This window comes from Pseudomonas shiyinii, assembly GCF_056725765.1.
Window position 1 is genome coordinate 2456288 of sequence record NZ_CM161522.1, and the last position, 18795, is coordinate 2475082.

General features: G+C 64.5%; 14 protein-coding genes. 9 read left to right on the top strand and 5 right to left on the bottom strand.

Going from position 1 to position 18795, the window contains the following annotated elements:
• Positions 1 to 12 precede the first annotated feature (12 nt).
• Complete coding sequence (pgaA, locus tag ACXHGZ_RS11190) at positions 13 to 2400, bottom strand: poly-beta-1,6 N-acetyl-D-glucosamine export porin PgaA (RefSeq protein WP_480463866.1); 2388 nt, start codon at positions 2398 to 2400, stop codon at positions 13 to 15.
• A 742-nt stretch (positions 2401 to 3142) separates the two neighbouring features.
• Here pgaA and ACXHGZ_RS11195 point away from each other — a divergent pair.
• The 3 genes from ACXHGZ_RS11195 to ACXHGZ_RS11205 all read left to right on the top strand — a co-directional run bounded on the left by ACXHGZ_RS11195 (position 3143) and on the right by ACXHGZ_RS11205 (position 7031).
• Positions 3143 to 3667 carry an RNA polymerase sigma factor gene (locus ACXHGZ_RS11195; protein ID WP_480463868.1) on the top strand — a complete coding sequence of 175 codons (525 nt, stop codon included), beginning with the start codon at positions 3143 to 3145 and terminating at the stop codon, positions 3665 to 3667.
• On the top strand, positions 3664 to 4512 hold the full coding sequence (locus ACXHGZ_RS11200; protein ID WP_480463870.1) for a FecR family protein: 849 nt from the start codon (positions 3664 to 3666) through the stop codon (positions 4510 to 4512). Before ACXHGZ_RS11195 ends, ACXHGZ_RS11200 begins: the two co-directional genes overlap by 4 nt.
• A 143-nt stretch (positions 4513 to 4655) precedes the next feature.
• Positions 4656 to 7031: a TonB-dependent receptor gene (locus ACXHGZ_RS11205; RefSeq protein WP_480464037.1), complete on the top strand. Its 2376-nt coding sequence runs from the start codon at positions 4656 to 4658 to the stop codon at positions 7029 to 7031.
• Between the two features lie 63 nt (positions 7032 to 7094).
• On the opposite strand, the gene ACXHGZ_RS11210 is transcribed toward ACXHGZ_RS11205, so the two are convergent.
• On the bottom strand, positions 7095 to 7682 hold the full coding sequence (locus tag ACXHGZ_RS11210) for a GNAT family N-acetyltransferase (protein WP_084858063.1): 588 nt from the start codon (positions 7680 to 7682) through the stop codon (positions 7095 to 7097).
• A 437-nt stretch (positions 7683 to 8119) separates the two neighbouring features.
• Between ACXHGZ_RS11210 and ACXHGZ_RS11215 the strand changes: the two genes are divergently transcribed.
• From ACXHGZ_RS11215 to ACXHGZ_RS11235, 5 genes are read left to right on the top strand one after another with little or no spacing between them, the layout of a single operon-like run.
• Complete coding sequence (locus tag ACXHGZ_RS11215) at positions 8120 to 9514, top strand: TackOD1 domain-containing metal-binding protein (protein WP_480463873.1); 1395 nt, start codon at positions 8120 to 8122, stop codon at positions 9512 to 9514.
• A 10-nt stretch (positions 9515 to 9524) separates the two neighbouring features.
• The gene (locus ACXHGZ_RS11220) at positions 9525 to 10853 is read left to right on the top strand and encodes a glycosyltransferase family 2 protein (RefSeq protein ID WP_480463875.1); all 1329 of its coding nucleotides are present in this window, start codon (positions 9525 to 9527) and stop codon (positions 10851 to 10853) included.
• Positions 10854 to 12989, top strand: coding sequence for a TolC family protein (locus ACXHGZ_RS11225; protein ID WP_480463877.1), 2136 nt, complete (start codon positions 10854 to 10856; stop codon positions 12987 to 12989).
• A gap of 7 nt (positions 12990 to 12996) precedes the next feature.
• Positions 12997 to 14037: an HlyD family secretion protein gene (locus ACXHGZ_RS11230; RefSeq protein WP_480463878.1), complete on the top strand. Its 1041-nt coding sequence runs from the start codon at positions 12997 to 12999 to the stop codon at positions 14035 to 14037.
• Positions 14038 to 14073: 36 nt separating this feature from the next.
• On the top strand, positions 14074 to 15021 hold the full coding sequence (locus tag ACXHGZ_RS11235; protein ID WP_480463879.1) for an NAD-dependent epimerase/dehydratase family protein: 948 nt from the start codon (positions 14074 to 14076) through the stop codon (positions 15019 to 15021).
• A gap of 48 nt (positions 15022 to 15069) precedes the next feature.
• Here the strand turns inward: ACXHGZ_RS11235 and ACXHGZ_RS11240 are convergent, their stop codons facing one another.
• Positions 15070 to 16395, bottom strand: a complete 1326-nt coding sequence (locus ACXHGZ_RS11240; protein ID WP_084858068.1) for a sigma-54 dependent transcriptional regulator — start codon at positions 16393 to 16395, stop codon at positions 15070 to 15072.
• 333 nt (positions 16396 to 16728) lie between these two features.
• On the opposite strand from ACXHGZ_RS11240, the gene ACXHGZ_RS11245 reads away from it, so the two are divergent.
• Positions 16729 to 16995 carry a hypothetical protein gene (locus ACXHGZ_RS11245; protein ID WP_084858069.1) on the top strand — a complete coding sequence of 89 codons (267 nt, stop codon included), beginning with the start codon at positions 16729 to 16731 and terminating at the stop codon, positions 16993 to 16995.
• Positions 16996 to 17112: 117 nt separating this feature from the next.
• On the opposite strand, the gene ACXHGZ_RS11250 is transcribed toward ACXHGZ_RS11245, so the two are convergent.
• Positions 17113 to 17718 carry a vWA domain-containing protein gene (locus ACXHGZ_RS11250; protein WP_084858070.1) on the bottom strand — a complete coding sequence of 202 codons (606 nt, stop codon included), beginning with the start codon at positions 17716 to 17718 and terminating at the stop codon, positions 17113 to 17115.
• A 62-nt stretch (positions 17719 to 17780) separates the two neighbouring features.
• The gene (locus ACXHGZ_RS11255) at positions 17781 to 18794 is read right to left on the bottom strand and encodes a magnesium chelatase ATPase subunit I (RefSeq protein WP_084858071.1); all 1014 of its coding nucleotides are present in this window, start codon (positions 18792 to 18794) and stop codon (positions 17781 to 17783) included.
• Position 18795: the final 1 nt, after the last annotated feature.

Below are 18795 nucleotides of genomic sequence, written 5' to 3' on the forward strand. Positions count from 1 at the left end.
GTCCAAAGATCCTCAGAAGCGGTAGTTGATGTCGAGCATCAGGCGGTAGTCCATTTCGCGATCGCCGTCGTAGGGGCGGCTCATGGCCGTGAGGTTCACGCCGCCATCGAAGCGGTCGTCGAACTTCAGGCGCTGCCCATAGCCGACCAGGGCAATCGGCTTGGTGCCATGCCCCTGCTGGCTGTAGGTGCCGACGCCGACCTGCGCCTGCTGGCTCCAGACGGTCTGGTAATGCCGATAGAGGATGTGGTCGATATCCAGGGTCGGCAGCACGCTGAGGTCGCGCTTGGGGTTGTAGTACGGAACGTCGTCCGACTTGCTGTTGTGGCTGGCGCCCACTTCCAGGCCGATATCGGCTTTCAGGTAGGGCTGGTTGTAGACCTGCTGCCGGCCGGTCAGTACCAGGCCTATGCGCTGGTTGCCGTCGCTGAAGCGCTGTGGGGTGAAGGCGAGCCTCGCCTCGCGGGTCTCATCCTGACGCCAGGCCAGCCAGGCACTGCCGGCGTTGGAGCGGATGCCACTGTTGAGCGCGCGCAAAGGGGTTTCGCGCGACAGGTATTCGGCACTCCAGCCGTACTGCCAGTGATCGTCGATCTCGTGGCTGCCGGAAAGGCGCGCGCCAGGCTTGTCGCCATCGCCATAGGCGTTGTGCGAGAGCTCGCCTTCGACCGTGTTGCCACGGTCACGCCACTCCAGCCCCGCGCGCTGGTAGCGGTAATGGCCGGTGCCCTCGAGAAAGTCACCGGTGGCGTAGCCGACACCAGCGAAGACGCGCCAGTTGTCGTCCATCGGTGGACTGTAGAGCACGCTGTCGATGCCGAAGTCGCGGTTGCCGACCGCGTCACCGCCACCGTTGCTGCGCCCGGCATAGGCGCTCACCTGCAGCTCGAACATGTGGTGCACCTTGCGCAGCTTGTCCAGGCGCTGCGCTGGCAGTTGTTCGGGGAAACGCTGGATGACGTCATCGGCCAGCAGGTCGGCCTGTCGCCACTCCTGAAGCGCCAAGGCGGTAAGCCCCTGCTGCACCTCCAGCGCGGCTTCTCGCGGGCCGAGGGATTCGGCGCTCTTGAGCACATCCTCGGCCCGGCGCGGCCAACCACGCGCCAAGTAGACACTGGCCAGCCCGGTATTGAGCCCGCCATTCGCCGGCGCCGCATGGGTCAGCGCCTCGAAGGCCTGCTGCGCCTGCTCCAGCTGGTCACGGTACAGGTAGGCATTGGCCTGCATCACCTTCGCGTCCAGGCGGTCCGGGTTGGGCACGCCGACGGCGGCGCCCTGCGGGTAGGTCAGCACCGGCTGCTGCGCGACCAAGTGTTCGGTCATCGGCTGGACAGGCTCGAGCTGCTCGCTTTCCACCAGGGCATAGAACAACCCTTGGTTGTCTTCCGTCCATTCCAGGTCCTTCGGCGACTCGCCGGTCAGTACCTTGCGGTACAGCTCAGCCGCAGCGGCGGGCTGACGCAGGTACAGGTAGGCGCCGGCGACCCAGCGTTCGGCGTAGGCCGGCAGCTCGACCTGCGCCTGGCGCAGTTGCTGGTGTTCCTGCACCACCTGTTGCATCCGCATGCGTGCGTACAACGCGCCCAGGCGGTCGATGCGCACGCGGTTGCGCTCCTGCTCGGCGCCCGGCAACGCCTTCCATGCTTCCAGCAAGGTGTCCGAGCGCGCGATGGCACGATCGGCGATCACGAACCGATCGGCCTCGCGACGTACCGGAAGCAGGGCAAAGCGCACCTGGCGCGCCAAGGCATCGGCTTGCAGGCGTCGGGCTTGGGCGTCGTCGACCAGCCCAGGCTGCGCCATGCCCTCGCGCAGCGCCGCCTCGGGCAGGTTGGCCCCCTCCAGGCCACGCATGTACTCACTGCGTACGTACCCCTTCCCCGGGGCCAGGCTGTTCGCCTTGTCCAGCTCGGACAGCGCCGCATAGGGCTGGCCCGCACGGGTATGGGCGTAAGCCAGGGCAATGTGCGCGTCGGCCTCCCCAGGCAGCGCGCGCACCAGCGCCTGCCCGCGGCGCAGGGCCTGGTCGTTCTGCCCGGCATCGGCCAGGGTCATCACCTCCCCCACCCGCAAGCCACTGTGTCGTGGCGCCTGGGCCAATCCTTGGCGGTACACCGCCAAGGCCTCGTTCCAGCGTTTCAGGTTGCGGTAGGCGCGGGCCACAAGGGCCTGCGAGTCGACGCTCAACATGCCTTTGCCCCGGTTGGCCTCGTAGACCTGCACCACTTCCTGATCGCGACCGGCCCAGCTGGCGATGGCGACATGGTCATTGAGATAGCGCGGCGTCACCGGCTGGCGCGCCAGGTAATCCAGGGCCGGCGCATGATCGCCGGCCCGCGCTTTGATCACCAGGGCGTCATAGCCGTCCTGTGCCTGGGCCCAGGGGGTGCACAACAGCAACCCGGCGACCCAGGTAGCGCACGCACCGCCTGAAAGGGCCCGCGAACGTGCCCGCCAGAAAGCCGGCACAGTTGGAACATCATCAAAACTTCGCATAAGAAATGTTCGGGTCAACGTATAGATGAAGACCTCTGCGGCAAGGCCGACCGGGTCGGATATCAAGGCATGAATCGCAGGCAAGCGCCGCCGTCGGTCACGCTCGGGCGTGTTGGCGTAAGCGTTGCCTTTGTTTCAGGGCTTGGTCTTCAGCTTGCCCATGCCGGCCGGCATCGGCCCGTCGACGGGCGCAACGCAGCGCCCGCACCGGTCAAGACACCGGGCGAACCTTGGTGGCAGCGTCCTGCGCTGCGCGAGGCATACAAGGAGGGAGTTGCGGTAGCAACGACGGCGGCAAGGCGGTTCGATGTCGTGCCACCATGGCTTGATATCAGTCCAGTGGACACCGCAATGCGAGGGGTGGAGTTCGGCATACTGATAAATCCCTGTCAGTCAAACAAACGATCCTGTCGGCAGAAGCCGGGTGACTATACCTGCAAGGTCAATTTTCCGCCACAAAAACGAACAAATAATATACAACAATCAAATATAGTCATTGTATTGACACACCCTTGCACCTCCGGTTCCCTCCTACCGGCGGTCTCGGCCTGACATGCATCCGCGGATAGCGGGTGTTTATTCGCAATTATTTCTCATTTACACTCAGCCACCTCCCCGAAGCCAAGCTCCTTTCCTGGGTGCATTCGTGTCGCTCGATCCCGCCAAACCAACGCTGTTGTCCACCCTGGTACGCCACTACGACGAGCTTGTGGACCACGTTCGCCGTCGCTTCGGCGACCGAAACACGGCGCGCGACGTGGTGCATGATGTGTGCGTGCAATTGCTCGAGCGCGATGACAAGGAGGACGTACGCACGCCTCTTGCCCTGTTGCGAAAAATTTCCCACGATACGGCGATCAATCGCTATCGAAGCGAACGTCGCCGGGCCGTGTGGGTGGAGGCTGTTGCGGAGCTTCCCGAGGTCGCCTGCATGGCCGCGACACCCGTGGGCCGCCATGAGGCCGAGCACGAGTTTCAACAGCTCGTCGACGCCATCGCCGCCCTTCCCCCGCGTTGCCAGGCCGTATTCGTCATGCACAAGATCCACGAAATTCCCCAGGCGGAAGTTGCCACCCGCCTTGGGGTCTCCATCAAGACCGTCGAAAAGCACCTGCGCCTGGGGATGGTGGCCTGCAGGGCGCGGCTTGGCCGTGGCGAGGCTCGACCATGACCCGCCCCCCTTCGCACAAGACCGGGCAAGCGCCTGTAGACGAAGCCCTGGGGCGTCATCGGGAAACGTTGAAAACCCTGTTTCCACTGCCGGCTTGCGAACCCAGGCGGCGCAGGTCGGCCAAGGTTGCCGGCATCGCCCTGGCGATCGTGATCGCCAGTGGAGCCCTGGCCTGGCTGAACCCAGCGTACAAGACCGAGCGCTTCGCTACCGCCATCGGCGAGCGACGCACCGTGGTCCTGGACGATGGCAGCACGCTGCTGCTCGACAGCGCCAGCGATGTCGAGGTGCGTTGGCGCATGCTCAGCCGCCAGGTCGACCTGCAGGCTGGCCAGGCGCTGTTCGATGTCGCTGCAGCCGTGTACCGCCCTTTCGTGGTATCAGCCGGCGCCACGCGGATCGAAGTGCTCGGCACCTTGTTCAATGTCCGGCGCCTGGATAACGACAACGTGCGAGTGACCTTGGCCCGCGGGCGCGTCGAAGTCGTGCCGGCAAACGCAGCGCACGCTCCGGCCCTCTTGATGCCGGGACAACAGGTCGATTCGATCGCCGGGCAGTTGACGCCGGTCGCCAAGGTCGATGCCGCCACCGCCATGGCCTGGAAGGATGACCGCATCGTGTTCGAGCAGACGCCCCTGGACGAGGCAATCGCGGTGTTGCGCCACTATCGCAAGGCGCCCATCGAGATGGGTGACCCAAGCCTGGCCGCGCTCAAGGTGACGGGCGTCTTCGACGCGCACAAGGTCGATCGACTGCTCGACCTGCTGCCGAGCATCCTCCCCGTTGCCGTCCTGCGCCAAACGGATGGCACCGTCCAGGTCCAACGCAAAACGACAAGAAAATAATTCTCAGAAGCAGGTAGGGTTTCGCGATTCCCAGGGCGGCTATTTGGAAAAAGCCAACCTACAAAGGAATTCCAGACGTGCATTCTTCTTTCAAGAATCGCTCCCTACGCCTGTCGTTGCTGGCCAGCAGCCTGCTCATCGCGATGTCGGCCCAGGGTCGGGAAAAGGTTGATGTGGACTTGCCCGCCGCCCCGCTCGGCCAGGCCATCAACACCCTCGCCCACCAGTCCTCGGTGCAGATCATCTTTGCCGGCGACCTGGGTGCAGGCCGCCAGGCCCCTGCGATCAAAGGCCGGTTCACGCCGGAGGAAGCCCTGCAGAAGTTGCTTCAGGACAGCGGCCTGCAAGCGCAAGCCAAAGACGAACATACCTTCATCATCCTTCCGTCCAGCGCGCCCCAGGAAGCCGCCGCGACCGCGCCGAGCCAACCCCTGGAAATGGCGCAAATGGAAATCACCGCCTCACGCACCAGCAGCGACCTGGTCTCGGCCACCCGCCAGTCCACCGTCATCGACCACGCCCAGTTGCAGGAGCTGCGCCAGGGTTCCGACAGCCTGGCCACGGTGCTGGCCAAGGTGGTCCCGGGCATGTCCGACTCCAGCCGCACGATCACCGAATACGGCCAGACCCTGCGCGGGCGCAGCATGCTGATCATGGTCGATGGCGTGCCCCTCAATACCAACCGCGACTCCTCGCGCAACCTGGCCAATATCGACCCTGCCCTGATCGAGCGGGTCGAAGTCATTCGCGGCAGCAGCGCCATCTATGGCAGCGGCGCCACCGGCGGCATCATTTCCATCACCACCCGCCCCGCTGGTGGCGAGTTCCGGGCCGAAACCAGCCTGAGCGCCACCTCGCCCTTGACCCGCCTGGGCAGCGACGGGCTGGGCGGCCAGTTCCAGCAGTACGTTGCAGGCTCCCAGGGGGCGGTGGACTACGCGTTCGATTTCGGTACCCGCCACGTCGGCGCCTCGTACGATGCGAACGGCGACCGCATCGCGCCCGAACCCAGCCAGGGCGACCTGTTCGACTCGAACATCTACAACATAGGGGGCAAACTCGGGCTGCACATCGACGAGGACCAACGGGTCCAGCTCGCAGTCAGCCACTACGACGCACGCCAGGACACCGACTACGCCACCGACCCGAGCGTTGCCAAGCTCCCGCCAGGTTCGGTCCCGGCCAATGCGATCAAAGGCCTGGACCTGGACGAGCAGAACCGCATTCGCAACACCTTGGTGAACCTTGAGTACGAGAACCTGGACATTCTCGGCAGCCGGCTCTCCGCCCAGCTGTACTACCGGGACTACTTCACCCGCTTCACCCCCTTCGACGCCCGCGCCGTCGCAACCCGTGGCGGCAATGTCGACCAGGTGATGCAGAACAGCGAAGTGTTCGGCAGCCGCCTGACCCTGCGCACCCCGCTTGGCGAGAGCGGCAACACCGAACTGGTGTGGGGCGGCGATTACAACCAGGAACGCAGCGACATGCCGCTGGACGTGTTCGACCCGGACGCCTACGACGCCAGTGGCGGCCTGGTGTTCGACAAGACCGGCAAGCTTACCTACATGCCGCCGCTCAAAACCCGAAGCGCTGGCGCGTTCGCCCAGCTGCAACACCGTTTCAACGAACATTGGTCGATCGACGGCGGCCTGCGCTACGAGTATTCCACGGCCAAGTTCGATGACTTCGTGCCATTGTCCGAATCCAAGGCGGCTTCGCCGGCCACGGTCAAGGGCGGCGACATCGACTACGATGCGCTGCTGTCGAACATCGGCATCGTCTATTCGCCGGTCGCCGGCCAGGAGCTCTACGCCTCCTTCAGCCAGGGCTTCCAGTTGCCTGACATCGGTATCCAGCTGCGCAATGCGCGCCGTGGTTTCGACCTCGGCGCTTCGAACCTGGAGCCGGTCAAGACCAACAACTACGAGCTTGGCTGGCGCGGCGAGCTGGGCAGCAACACCCTGGGTACCCTGGCGCTGTTCTACACCACCTCCAAGCTGGGCGATGTACAAAGCTTCAACAACGGCCTGATTCTCACCCGGACCAAAGAGCGTGTGTACGGCGTCGAAGCCAGTGCAGACTGGCTCGCCGATGACGAAGTGTGGGGCGCAGGCGGTAGCGCGACCTGGATGCAAGGGCGCGAGAAGCCGGACGGCAAGGGCTGGCAGGACATGACCGGTTATCGCGTGCCGCCGTTGAAGCTGACCGCCTACATCCAGTACAAGCCGACCTTCGAATGGAACAACCGGCTCCAGGCCACGTTCTTCGATTCCAAGGACTATCGCCTCGATGGTGTCGACAGCTTCGGCCGCCATCAGGTCAGCACCTACACGACAGTGGACCTGGTGAGCCAGTATCGGCTAACCCCCGATGACCAGGTGAGCATCGGCATCCAGAACCTGTTCAATCGTGACTACTACCCGCTCTACAGCCAATTGCTGCGCAATAACAACAACACCAGCCACCTGCCGGCACCCGGGACCGTGCTGACGGCCAGCTATACGCACAACTGGTGATACCGTTCCGGCCGCCGGGCCCGTTGCGAACCCGGTGGCCGGCATCGAATACCAGGGTCGATGTCAGGCCTGCACGGCACCGGCGCTGGGCCGATACATCAGGTAGGCGTCCCCCGACACTCGAACCATCGGATGTGGCGCGATCCGGCAGGTCTTGACGATGCCGAAGCCCTTGCGCTCATAGAAGCGCCGTGCCCCGGTGTTCTCGGCATAGTCGATCAGGCTCAGGCCTTTGAGCCCCAGTTGGTCAGCACGTGCCTGGGCGAGTTCGAGAAAGCGCGCGCCCAGGCCCTGGTTACGCCAACCGTCATGCAGCGCCAAGCTGGAAATGTAAAGCGTGTCCGGTACTTCCATGTCGGCGTAGGGTGCCAGCACTGGGTCGGTCACAGGCTCGGCTTCCGGGTCGTGATACATCGCATAGCTGTGCATCATGCCGATCACCCGCCCTTGTGCTTCGGCGATCAGGCAGTTCTGGTACGAAAAATCCACATCGTCCCGGGCATAACGGATGGCACCGACATCCAGTAACGCCTGCCCTGGCTCGGCCAGCTGGCTCCAGATGTAATCGGCCACCCCTTCGGAAGTGATCTGGAACAGCCGAGCGATATCACGGGCATCCGAGCGGCGCGCCGGACGAAATTCAACGGTCATGGGTAGGGTTCCAAAAGGGATGGAAGCGTCCTTATAACGGTCTGATCAGGGCCATTTCAATCCGTTTGCCGGTTGCAACCCCAACACGTCGTACCGAGGCACTGGCGTGACGTACCCAGGCAACGCAAGGCCTCTGCCTCGCGATGCCCTGTGCCGTTGCAGAAAGAAAGAAACCTGCCCAGGTGTGCGCACAAGGGTGTGTTTTGATGCCGTCATTTTTCTAGCGAAAAAGGGCTTTTCTCACCACGTTTCCTAAGTATTCACGCTAAATCGCTGAACCACCGTGTCTCAGCCGTGAGCCTACTGCTCGCCAGGAAAGTCAAATTAACGTCATATTTGCTAAGCACTAAAAATTATTAGCAGGTTTTTGACGCTCACTCTATAGTCGCCGGGTTTCTGGCTGCACGTTGTTCTTTGGACCTACAAGGAAATACGACATGCCGAACCCGACTCCTCGTATCGCGGTACTGGGCGGGCTGGTGTCGAGCCATGGGGGCGCGACACTGGACTGCTTCGCCGACCTGGACAACCTGCTGGCCGCGCCTTTATTCGATGTGCTGTTGATCGACCAGCCCGCCGCGGTTGCCAACCGCTCCCTGCATGCTTTACGCAACGACAGCCCCTACCGTTTCCACCTGATCTACTGTTGCCGCGACCTGGACGATGGCTGCCACGCGCTGAGCGATGGGCCGGTGCCTGCGGACCAGAACGAATTGTCCATGCGCTGGCAATTGTGGCAGTCGCGCTTTGCCCGCTTCGAGTCATCGCTGGCTGCCGATCGCTTCGAGGGCCGTATACTGGCCTGGCTGTGGATGCGCGCCAGTGCGCAGATCCTCGCCGTGCGCGACCCGCATGTCGCCCAGCACTACCGCTACCCGCTGCTCGAGGCCCTGGCCGGTGAAGAGCATGTCAACAGCTTTGCCTGGCTGAGCCTGATGGCGCAGCAAGACTGGCTCGAGGAAGGCGACATGCTCGACCGCATCCGCCTGTGTGGCGAATGCGGCAGCGGGCGTTTGAATTTCGTCGACGTCTGCCCCGAATGCCAGGACCTGGACATTTCCCGGCAACCGGCGCTGCACTGCTTCACCTGCGGCCACGTGGCGCCCCAGGATGCGTTTCTGAAGAACGCGATGCTGCTGTGCCCCAACTGCCTCAAGCAGCTGCGCCACATTGGCAGCGATTACGATCGCCCCCTGGAAAACTACTGCTGCCGCAGCTGCAAGGCGTTCTTCGTCGACGCCACCGTGCAAGCACGCTGCATGGATTGTGGCCAGGCCCATGCACCGGAGCGCTTGCGCGTCCGTGAGATACGCCACTACAGGCTGACCGAGGCCGGTCGCCTGCGCTGCCGCCAGGGGCTGGACAGCGTGAGCGGCGACATCAGCCACTTCAACCGGCTGAACCTGCTGGGCGGACACGCCTTCCACGACCTGCTGAGCTGGCAATTGCAGATCGTGCGGCGCTATGACACTTCGACCTTCTCGGTACTGGGCTTGCGCTTCATCAACCTCGGCCAGACGCTCCTGCGCCTGGGCGAACACCGCGGGCACGCCTTCATCGACAGCCTGGTGGCACGCCTGCAGGAAGCGCTGCGCGAAACCGACCGCTGCTCGCGTGGCACGGAGGAAATTCTCTGGGTCTTGCTGCCCCATACCGGTGCAGATGGGCTGGAGACGGTCAAGCGGCGCCTGGGTCAAGTCGCGGAGCTGTTCAGCGACCCCGAGGTGAGCAGCATCAGCCTGCGCATCTCCAGCCTGACCGCTCCCCAGGACCTTCATGGCGACGAGAATGCCGAACTGCTGCTGGCCCGCGTGGCCAGCGGGCTGGCATGAGGAGAGCGCCATGCCGCCGTTTTTCGAGCAGCTGTACAACGCGTTGTACCCGCTGACCGGGCCCGATGGCCTGAGCCGCGTGTTCCTGATGCTGTTTCCCTACTTCCTGATGCTGGAACTGCCCCTGACCCTGCTGGTGTTGCTGGGCGTACTGCGCTGGTTCGTGCGCCGCCACGCCTCCACGCCCCAGGCGTCCCTGTACCGCCCACGGGTCTCGTGCATCATCACCTGCTACAGCGAAGGGATGGATGTACAGAAGACCCTGCTCAGTTTGTGCGAACAGACCTACCCGGGGCACATCGAGTTGATACCCGTGGTCGATGGCGCCACCGTCAACCAGCCGACGCTGCAGGCCGTGCGCAGCTTCCGCCTCGATTCGCACCTGTATCCCAAGCGCCACCTGCGGCCGATCGCCAAATGGCAGCGCGGCGGGCGCGTATCGTCGCTCAATGCGGGGCTGTCGCTGGCCAGTGGCGAAATCGTCATGGCCCTCGATGGCGACACCTCGTTCGACAACAACATGGTCAGCTCGATCGTCCGTCATTTCGCCGACCCTTCGGTACCGGCGGTGGCCGGCAGCCTGCGAGTACGCAACACCTGGGCGTCGGTGTCGACGGCGATGCAGGCGCTGGAATACTTGCTGTCGATTCACATGTCCAAGATCGGCCTGGCAGAATGGAACCTGGTCAACAACGTGTCCGGTGCCTTCGGCGCGTTCAGGCGCAGCTTCCTGGTCAAGATCGGCGGCTGGAACACCCACACCGCAGAAGACCTGGACCTGACCCTGCGAATCAAGAGCTACTTCGCCCGCCACGACCTGCGCATTCCCTTCGAGCCTCAGGCCATCGGACATACCGACGCGCCCGTGACCTTCCGCCAATTCCTCATGCAGCGCCTGCGCTGGGACGGCGACCTGTTCTTCCTCTATGTGCGCAAGCACAACCACAACATCAACCCGTCGCTGCTGGGCTGGCCGACCTTCATCATGATCCTGCTCAGCGGCTTCTTCTTCCAGCTGGTACTGCCGTTCATCATCCTCGGCTACCTGCTGCTGGCCGTGTTCGTGCTGCCGGCCACCACCCTGTGCGTGCTCGCGGCATTGATCTACCTGCTGTACCTGTCGATCACCTTGGTGCTGTTCCTGGTGATGCTGCTGATGGTGTCCGACCGGACACGCCAGGATGCACGCCTGGCCGTGCTGGTGCCGGTATTCCCGTTGTTCATGCTGGTCATGCGCTGCTGGAGTGCGGTGGCCATGCTCAATGAAATTTTCCGTCGCGGCCATGAGGAAAGCAGCATGGCGCCTTGGTGGGTCCTCAAGAAAGCCACGAGGTTCTAGATGCGTTCATTTCTCCTGGTATTGACGTTGTCCATGACCAGCGGTCTGGCCCAAGGGCAGCTCTTGACCCTGCAGGAACTGCTCGACAGGCAGCAGGACAACCCCCTGACCCGGGCAGGCGCGGCCGACCTACGCGCCTTGCAGGCCGAAGCCAAGCTGCACGAAGACCGCGCCGGCTGGCAGGTGTTCGCCGGCGCCAGCGTCGGCCGCTTCGAAGAGCTGGTCACCGAAGACATCCGCGACGACTACTATGGGCGTAACCTCAACCTGGGGGTGCGCCACCCCCTGCTTGGCAGCCTCAACCGTCAGCTCGAGCTGCTGGAGAACAACCAGTACGAGCAACAACGCCAGCAGATGCGCCAGGCCCTTGAGCGTTCCAGCCGGCGTCTGGCATTGCGCAGCGCCTATGCCGACTGGTGGCGGGCGCAACAGGAGCTTGCGCTGTGCCGATCGCTCAAGGCCGGTGCCTCGGATGCCGCGGGCAAGATCCGTATGCGCCGTGAAAAAGGCTGGCTGCGCGACTCCCAGGCACAACTGCGCCTGAGTGAATGGCAGGCCATGACCCAGCGTTGCGATGGGTTACCCCAGCTGGAGGCGGACATACGCGCCGACCTTGCCCTGCTCAGCGGCCAACCGGTACCCGAGGGCGCCCAGGCGGCGGCCGAACCCCTGGCCCTGGCACCGGAGCCGCTCGATCGCTGGCAAGCCGTGCTGGGCCGCCATCCCCGTATCAGCGAGAAGCAGAACCTGCTCGCCCAGGCCGACGCCCAGCGTGACAGCCCTTGGTACAACGCCATCGACTCGGATGTGATCCTCGCCGGCAGCAAGGAGTACCGCAGCGGCTCGGACAAGTCCGGCAGCGGCCTGTTGGTGGCGTTGAACTTCTCCATGCCCTTCGACGTGGTTGGCAACAGCCGTGCGCGCAAGCAACTGGCCCAGGCCCGTTATGATGCGGCCAGCGAACGCCTCGAGGCAGAACGCCAGACCCTGGGCCTTGAGCTCAACAAGGCACTGCGTGCACAGCGCGCCGGGCAGCTCACCCTCGAGCAGCGGCGCCAGCAGCGCAGCGTCGTCGCCCAGGCCCTGGAAGAGGAAAAACGGCGCAACATCGGCGGTGGCGATGATGGCTTCGACGGCCAGATGATGGCCCAGCGACTCTACTACCAGAGCGGCCTGGACCTGATCGCGGCCTGGCACGCCGCCTGGTTGCGCCAGGCCAACCTCGACCTGTTGCTCGAAGATGCGCCCCAGGCCGATCAACTGCTGGGGCGCGATCGGCAGCAATGGACCGCCTTGAATGATACCGCGGCCCCGCTGACCCTGGCCGCTGCACCGCCGCTGCTGCCCATCTCCGCCGTGCGCGACACGCCCACACGCACTGACGGCTGGAACCAGGGCACCTATGTCTGGAACAGTGCTGCGCTGCTCGACCCACGCCGTCGCCCTGCCGAACTGCAAGCCTTGCAGCAGGCCGGCATGCAGAAGATCTACCTGGGCCTGGATGCAGCGCAGGTGCGCAACCTGTCTGCCACCCGCCAGGCCCTGGAGCAACTGCTCGCGCAAGCCTCGCGCCAAGGTCTTCAGGTGAGCCTGCTGCTCGGCGACCCCAGTTGGATTGAACCGGCCCAGCGTCATGAACTGATCGAACTGGTCAAGAAACTCGACGGCCTGGCCTTCGACAGCCTGCACCTGGACCTTGAAGTCGAACAGCTCGGCTGGCCGGTGCCCGAGCAGCGCCTGCGCGATTGGTTGGACACGCTCAAGGCCGCCGTACAGGCCAGCCCATGGCCGGTGGAAATCGCCAGCCACCCACGCTGGTTCGAACCCGACCCGCCCGCCAAGACCTGCGTGCCCTGTGCGTTGCCCGGCCTCGGCGTACGCCAGGTGAGCGTGATGATCTACACCAGCAACAGCGAGCGTGGCATCCAGCGGGCCAACGCCATCGCCAAGCGTTGGCCCGACCTGCGCTTCCGCCTGGCCCAGAGCGTCGAACCGCAGTTGCTCAAGAGCGAGAGCTGGGCCGGGCAGCCGCCGGCGCATTTGCAACAACAGGTCGCTACGTGGCGCAAACACTTATCCCCCCAGGGCATCGCCGGGATCGACTGGCAAGCCTGGGCTGACTATCCCAAACGGTGAACGGCCCATGAACATTCGCTTTGACAGCCCCAAGGAACTGAACCCGACCCATGACCATGGCTTGAAGGTGCTCTACGCACCGGGCAAGCGCATGGCGTTTCGCCTGCGTTGGTACCTGATCCTGTTCCTGGTCGCCAGCCCGCTGCTGTGGTTGCTGGGCAAGCTCTTGTTCAGCCTGGTGCTGATCGATGCTCCGGCGCAATTGCGCCTGCCCATCGAGGAAGTGCGCGCCCGTGATGCCGGCAGGGTCGAGCGGTTGCATGTAACGGCCGGCGAGCAGGTCCAGCCCGGCCAGTTGCTGGTGAACCTGGACAACCCGGAATGGCGCGTACGCCTGCAACAACTGGCCGCCATGCCCACCGAGATGCCGACTGCCACCGACTCCGAATGGGTGAGCCGCGAAAGGCAGTCGCTGCGTGCCAGCGCCGGGCGTGCCGGCCAGCGGGTACAAGAACTGTCTGCCCTGCTCGCCCAAGGCGCGGCCACCCGCGGCGAACTGATGGCCGCGCAGGCGGAACAGGACCGGCGCCAGGCCGAGCTGGCAGCCTTCGAGCGCCGCGAACAGCTGACCCGCCAACCGCGCGAATTCGATCGCCAGCTGATCGAGCAGAACGCCGAACGGCAATGGCTGCAGACCCGTTTGCAGGCGCTGTCGCTGGTCGCCCCCGAGCCTGGGCGTATTGCCGAGGTACTGGTTACGCCGGGTGAAAATGTCGGCCCGGGCACGTTGCTGATGCGCCTGGAGCGCGTCGGCGATCCGCTGCTGTGGATCTACCTGGAGCCTCACAACATCAGCTACGCCGGCGTCGGCCAGCCGCTGCAGGTCCGTATGCCGGACGGCAACTGGCTCGATGCCCATGTGGTGCAGGCCGTGGACAGCGCCGGCCGCACGCCAGTGGTGCTGCGCGGCCCGTTCGCCGCCAGCGAGATGGGCCTGCAGGTGGCGGCGCGCTTCGACCAGCCACTGTCGGCGCGCTGGCGCATCGACCAGTTGCCCTTGCATGTACGCTTCCCCACCAACTGGAAGCGCGCCCTGGGCTTCGATTGACCCGGCGGGTCTCATCCAATCGTGGAGTACGCATCAATGCCTTCCGAGAAAATCCTGGTTACCGGCGGCGCCGGCTTCATCGGCTCGCACCTGGTCGAAGCCCTGTTGGAAAAGGGTTACTGCGTGCGGGTACTGGACGACCTGTCGACGGGCAAGCTGAGCAACCTGCCCGTCGACAATCCACGCCTGAGCGTGATCATCGGCGATGTCGCCGATGCCGAGACGGTGGCCCAGACCCTGAAGAACTGCACGGCGGTGGTCCACTTGGCCGCCGTGGCATCGGTGCAGGCGTCGGTGGACGACCCACTGCGCACCCACCAAAGCAATTTCATCGGTACCTTGAACCTGTGCGAGGCAATGCGTGAGCGAGCGATCAAGCGGGTGGTGTTCGCCTCCAGCGCGGCCATCTACGGCAGCAACGGCCAGGGCAGTGCCATCCATGAAGACACCCCCAAGATGCCGTTGACCCCCTACGCCTTCGACAAGCTCGCCAGCGAGCATTGCCTAGGGTTCTACCAGCGCCAGCACGGGCTGGAGCCGGTGATCCTGCGCTTTTTCAACATCTTCGGCCCACGCCAGGACCCAAGTTCGCCCTATTCCGGGGTCATCAGCATCTTCAGCGAGCGGGTGAACGCCGACAGCCCGATCACCATCTTCGGCGATGGCGAGCAGACCCGCGACTTCGTCTATGTCGCCGACTTGGTGCAGGTCCTGATCCAGGCCCTGGAAAGCCCGGCGCCCTGCCCGGAGCCTGTGAATGTAGGGCTCAACCGCGCCACCAGCCTCAACGACCTGGTCGCGGCCTTGAGCCAGGCCACCGGCAAGTCTCCAGAACTGCGCTACGATGCCGAGCGCCCGGGCGATATCCGTCATTCCCGTGCCGACAACAGCCGCCTGCTGGGCCAGTTCACCCTACCGACGGTAACGGGCCTGGAACAAGGTTTGACGCGCCTGTTGGCCAGCCTCAAGTGCCAGGGGCGCTGACCGTGACAGCCCCAACGCTGCCATGTAGGCCACGCTGTTTTCTTGACCTCAGCGGATCTGGTGCTTGTGCAGCAGCCGGTAGAAGGTGGGCCGGGACACGCCGAGTACCTTGGCGGCAATACTGAGGTTGTCACTGTGCCGGTCGAGCACATCGCACAGCGCCTGGCGTTCAGCGCGGTGCTTGTAGTCCTCCAGGGTGCCCAGGGGCTGATCTTCCTGCTCGGTACCCTGTAGCCCCAGGTCCTGCGCCTCGATCTGCCGCCCTTCGGCCAGCACCAGGCCGCGCCGTACCCGGTTGGCCAGCTCGCGAACGTTTCCGGGCCAGTCGTGGCGACCCATGACCGCCAAGGCATGGTCACTGAACGAGCGTGGGCGCCTGCCGGTCTCCACGCTGTAGAACTGGGCGAAATGGCTGGCCAGCATCGACAGGTCGCCATGCCGGTCACGCAGTGGCGCGGTGACCACCTGCAACACATTCAGCCGGTAGTAGAGGTCTTCTCGAAAGCGCCCCTGGAGGATCGCCTTCTCCAGGTCCACATGGGTTGCGGCCAGTACCCGGACGTCCACGGGGATAGGTTGGTCCCCGCCGACCCGCTCGATGTGTTTTTCCTGCAGGAACCGCAGCAGGTTGGCCTGCAGCTCCAAAGGCAGGTCGCCGATCTCGTCGAGAAACAGCGTACCGCCGTTGGCCGCCTCGATACGCCCTACCTTGCGCTGGTGGGCACCGGTAAAGGCGCCTTTTTCATGGCCGAACAGTTCCGACTGGATCAGGTGCTCGGGGATGGCGCCGCAATTGATGGCAATGAACGGTTTGTCGCTACGTTGCGACTGGCGATGCAGAGTACGGGCCACCAGCTCCTTGCCCGTACCACTCTCTCCCCGGATCAGCACTGGCGACTCGGTGGGCGCCAGTTTGCCAAGCAGCCGGCGCAGTTCGCGGATAGGCCGGCTGTCGCCGAGCAGTTCGTGCTCAGGCTCGTCGACCCGCACCGAACCCTTGCCACGCAGACGCGCCATGCCAAAGGCCCGTCCGAGGGTGACCTGGACCCGCGATACGTCGAACGGCAAGGTATGAAAATCGAAAAACCACTCGCAAACGAAATCACCGATGTTCTGCGTACGCAGCTCTTCGGCGCTGAGCACAGCGATCCATTCGGTGTTGCTGCGGGTGATGAGGTCCTTGACCGCCTCGGGATGGCGCAGGTGCGAAGGCTGCAGGCGCAGCAGGCCGACATCGCACGGCTGTTCCAGGGCCGAGGCCAGGGTACAGCTGTGGACATCCCAACCGACGCTGCGCAGGCCCGGTAGTAGACGGTGGCAATCGTCGCACGGGTCGACGATCAGCAGGCGGCGTTGAGCGGTCGGTTCGGGCATGACTGTTCCTTGGCGCCAGAAAGTGGTTTTTTAAGTAGAAACAGTAAGTTGCAACGTCCGAATTAACAGTAGCAATGAACCTCGACCACCCCACGACCGTTTGTCCGCCAATGGTGGTCACCTACCGGTCATCTGGGAATCTTTGGAAGTTTCGGGCGTCACAGGCGCACAGGTTGCGCTACTTATCGCGCACCCTTTGAAAAATTTTTTAATGGCTGTGTGACTTCAACCCCAACTTGGAGCATCAGTACGAATAACCCCGCGCTGCGCATCTCTGGATATCAAGCAACGCGGACATCACTTCGCTGTTTGGGACCATAGAGAGACCGAACCATGAACGCCCCGCTCCGTGTCAACGAAGCACTGCTGATCGCCGACCACGCCTTCGAACCCTTCCAGTGCGTAGCCTGGGATGCACCCAATGGTACTGGTGAGCTGAGCCTGGCAGTGATCGACCGGACCAGCACGCGTATCGGCAGCAAGCAAGTATCTTCGCGTATCTATTCCGACCCTGCGCAATGGGCCAGCTTGATCGAGGAAGTGCGTGCCGAACTTTGCGAAAAAGGTTATGATCTGCAACCCTGGTCGATGCCTGAATAATATCGACGCCCCACACATGTGCGTGGCCCGCTCACGCACTTGTGCAACTTTCCCTCTGCCCTGTCGGCAACTTTTTATTTGCGGCTTATTGTCGCAGCCCGCACGTCTTCAGCACGTTCAAGCCAACGGCTTGAACTGCTCGATGTGCCGATAATCGGCCTGCAGTTGCGCCGCCAGTTGCTGCCCCCGCCCCACACGCACCGCCGCCCGTTCGATGTCCACCAGCACCGTCGCGCACGGCATCGGGTGCAGCGGGCTCCAACGCTGCAGGCGACCATCGGTGACGACCAGGCAGCGCCGGGTTTCCTGAGGGTGTCGCTTTTCACGCGCCAGCAACCAGCGGCGCGCTTCTTCCAATGCAGCGATCAATGGCGTACCGCCGCCTGCACCGAGTGCCTGCAACCACGGCTGCAGCGCCGCCGATGCCTTGAGCCCATGACGCTGCCAGCGCGGCGCACCACCGCTGGCCGTCAGCAGGGCCAGGCGGGCACGCTGACGGTAGGCCTGGTCGAACAGCTCGGCCAGCAGGCCCTTGGCCTGGGCCAGCGCCTGGTTGCGCCGGGTGGACGCCGAGGCGTCGACGATCACCAGCCACAGCTCCGGCGCCTTGGCCTGGCGCTGTTGCCAGCACAGGTCCTGGCGTTGCCGCGGTCGCCCCTTGAGCAAGGTGGGCAGCCAGGCGACCCGCGCCGAACCACCATTACGGGCCCGGCCCCGGGTCACACCGGCGAGCGCTCCTGCCTGGGGCCTGGCATCCGCCGCCTGTGCAGCGGGCGGGCGGATGCTCAGGGCTTTTTTGCCCAGTTCGGCACCTCGCGCCGGACGCCGCTGCCGACCGCCTGCGGTGCCAACGCGCCCCAGTCGCCCTCACCGCCCTGAGGGCCTGCATGGCCACCGCTCGGGGCCGGCGCTGTGGTCGGGGCATCGGCCGTCGGCAGCTCGCGGCGCCGATGGCGCAAGGCGAATTCCGCCACGGCCTGCACGTCGCCCTGCTCGATCGTCTCCCCCCCTCGCCAGGCTGCGTGGGCCCGAGCCGCGCGTAACCAGACCAGGTCGGCACGCAGGCCGTCGACCCCTGCACTGAAGCAGCCTTCGGTGATCCAGGCCAGGGCCTGGTCATCCAGCGGAATCTGCGCCAGGCGCTGACGTGCAGCCTGGCAGCGCTCGCGCAGCTGCGCCTGGGCATCGGCCCACTGCGTGCAGAACGCCTGCGGGTCGCTGTCGAAGGCCAACCGGCGGCGAATGATCTGCTGCCGGGCCTCTGGCGGCGGCAGGCCTTCGAGGGCGACGTTCAGGCCGAAACGGTCGAGCAGCTGCGGGCGCAGCTCGCCTTCCTCAGGGTTCATGGTGCCGATGAGCACGAAGCGGGCGTCGTGACGGTGCGAGATACCATCGCGCTCAATGCGGTTGGTGCCGCTGGCGGCTACGTCCAGCAGCAGGTCCACCAATGGGTCGGGCAACAGGTTGACCTCATCGACGTAGAGCACGCCGCCATCGGCCTGGGCCAACACGCCGGGAGAAAACTGCGCCTTGCCCTGCCCCAGCGCGGCATCCAGGTCCAGGGTGCCGACCAAGCGTTCCTCGGTGGCACCCAGTGGCAGGGTCACGAACGGCGGTGTGTGCCCAGGCGCTTGCAGCAGGTCGGCCAGACCGCGGGCCAGCGTGCTCTTGGCCATGCCCCGGGGGCCTTCGATCAGCACACCCCCGATCTTGGGGTCGATGGCGGTCAGGCACAGGGCCAGCTTGAGTTCGTCGGCCCCCACTACGGCGGCCAGCGGGAATTGCAAGGGGTCATTCATT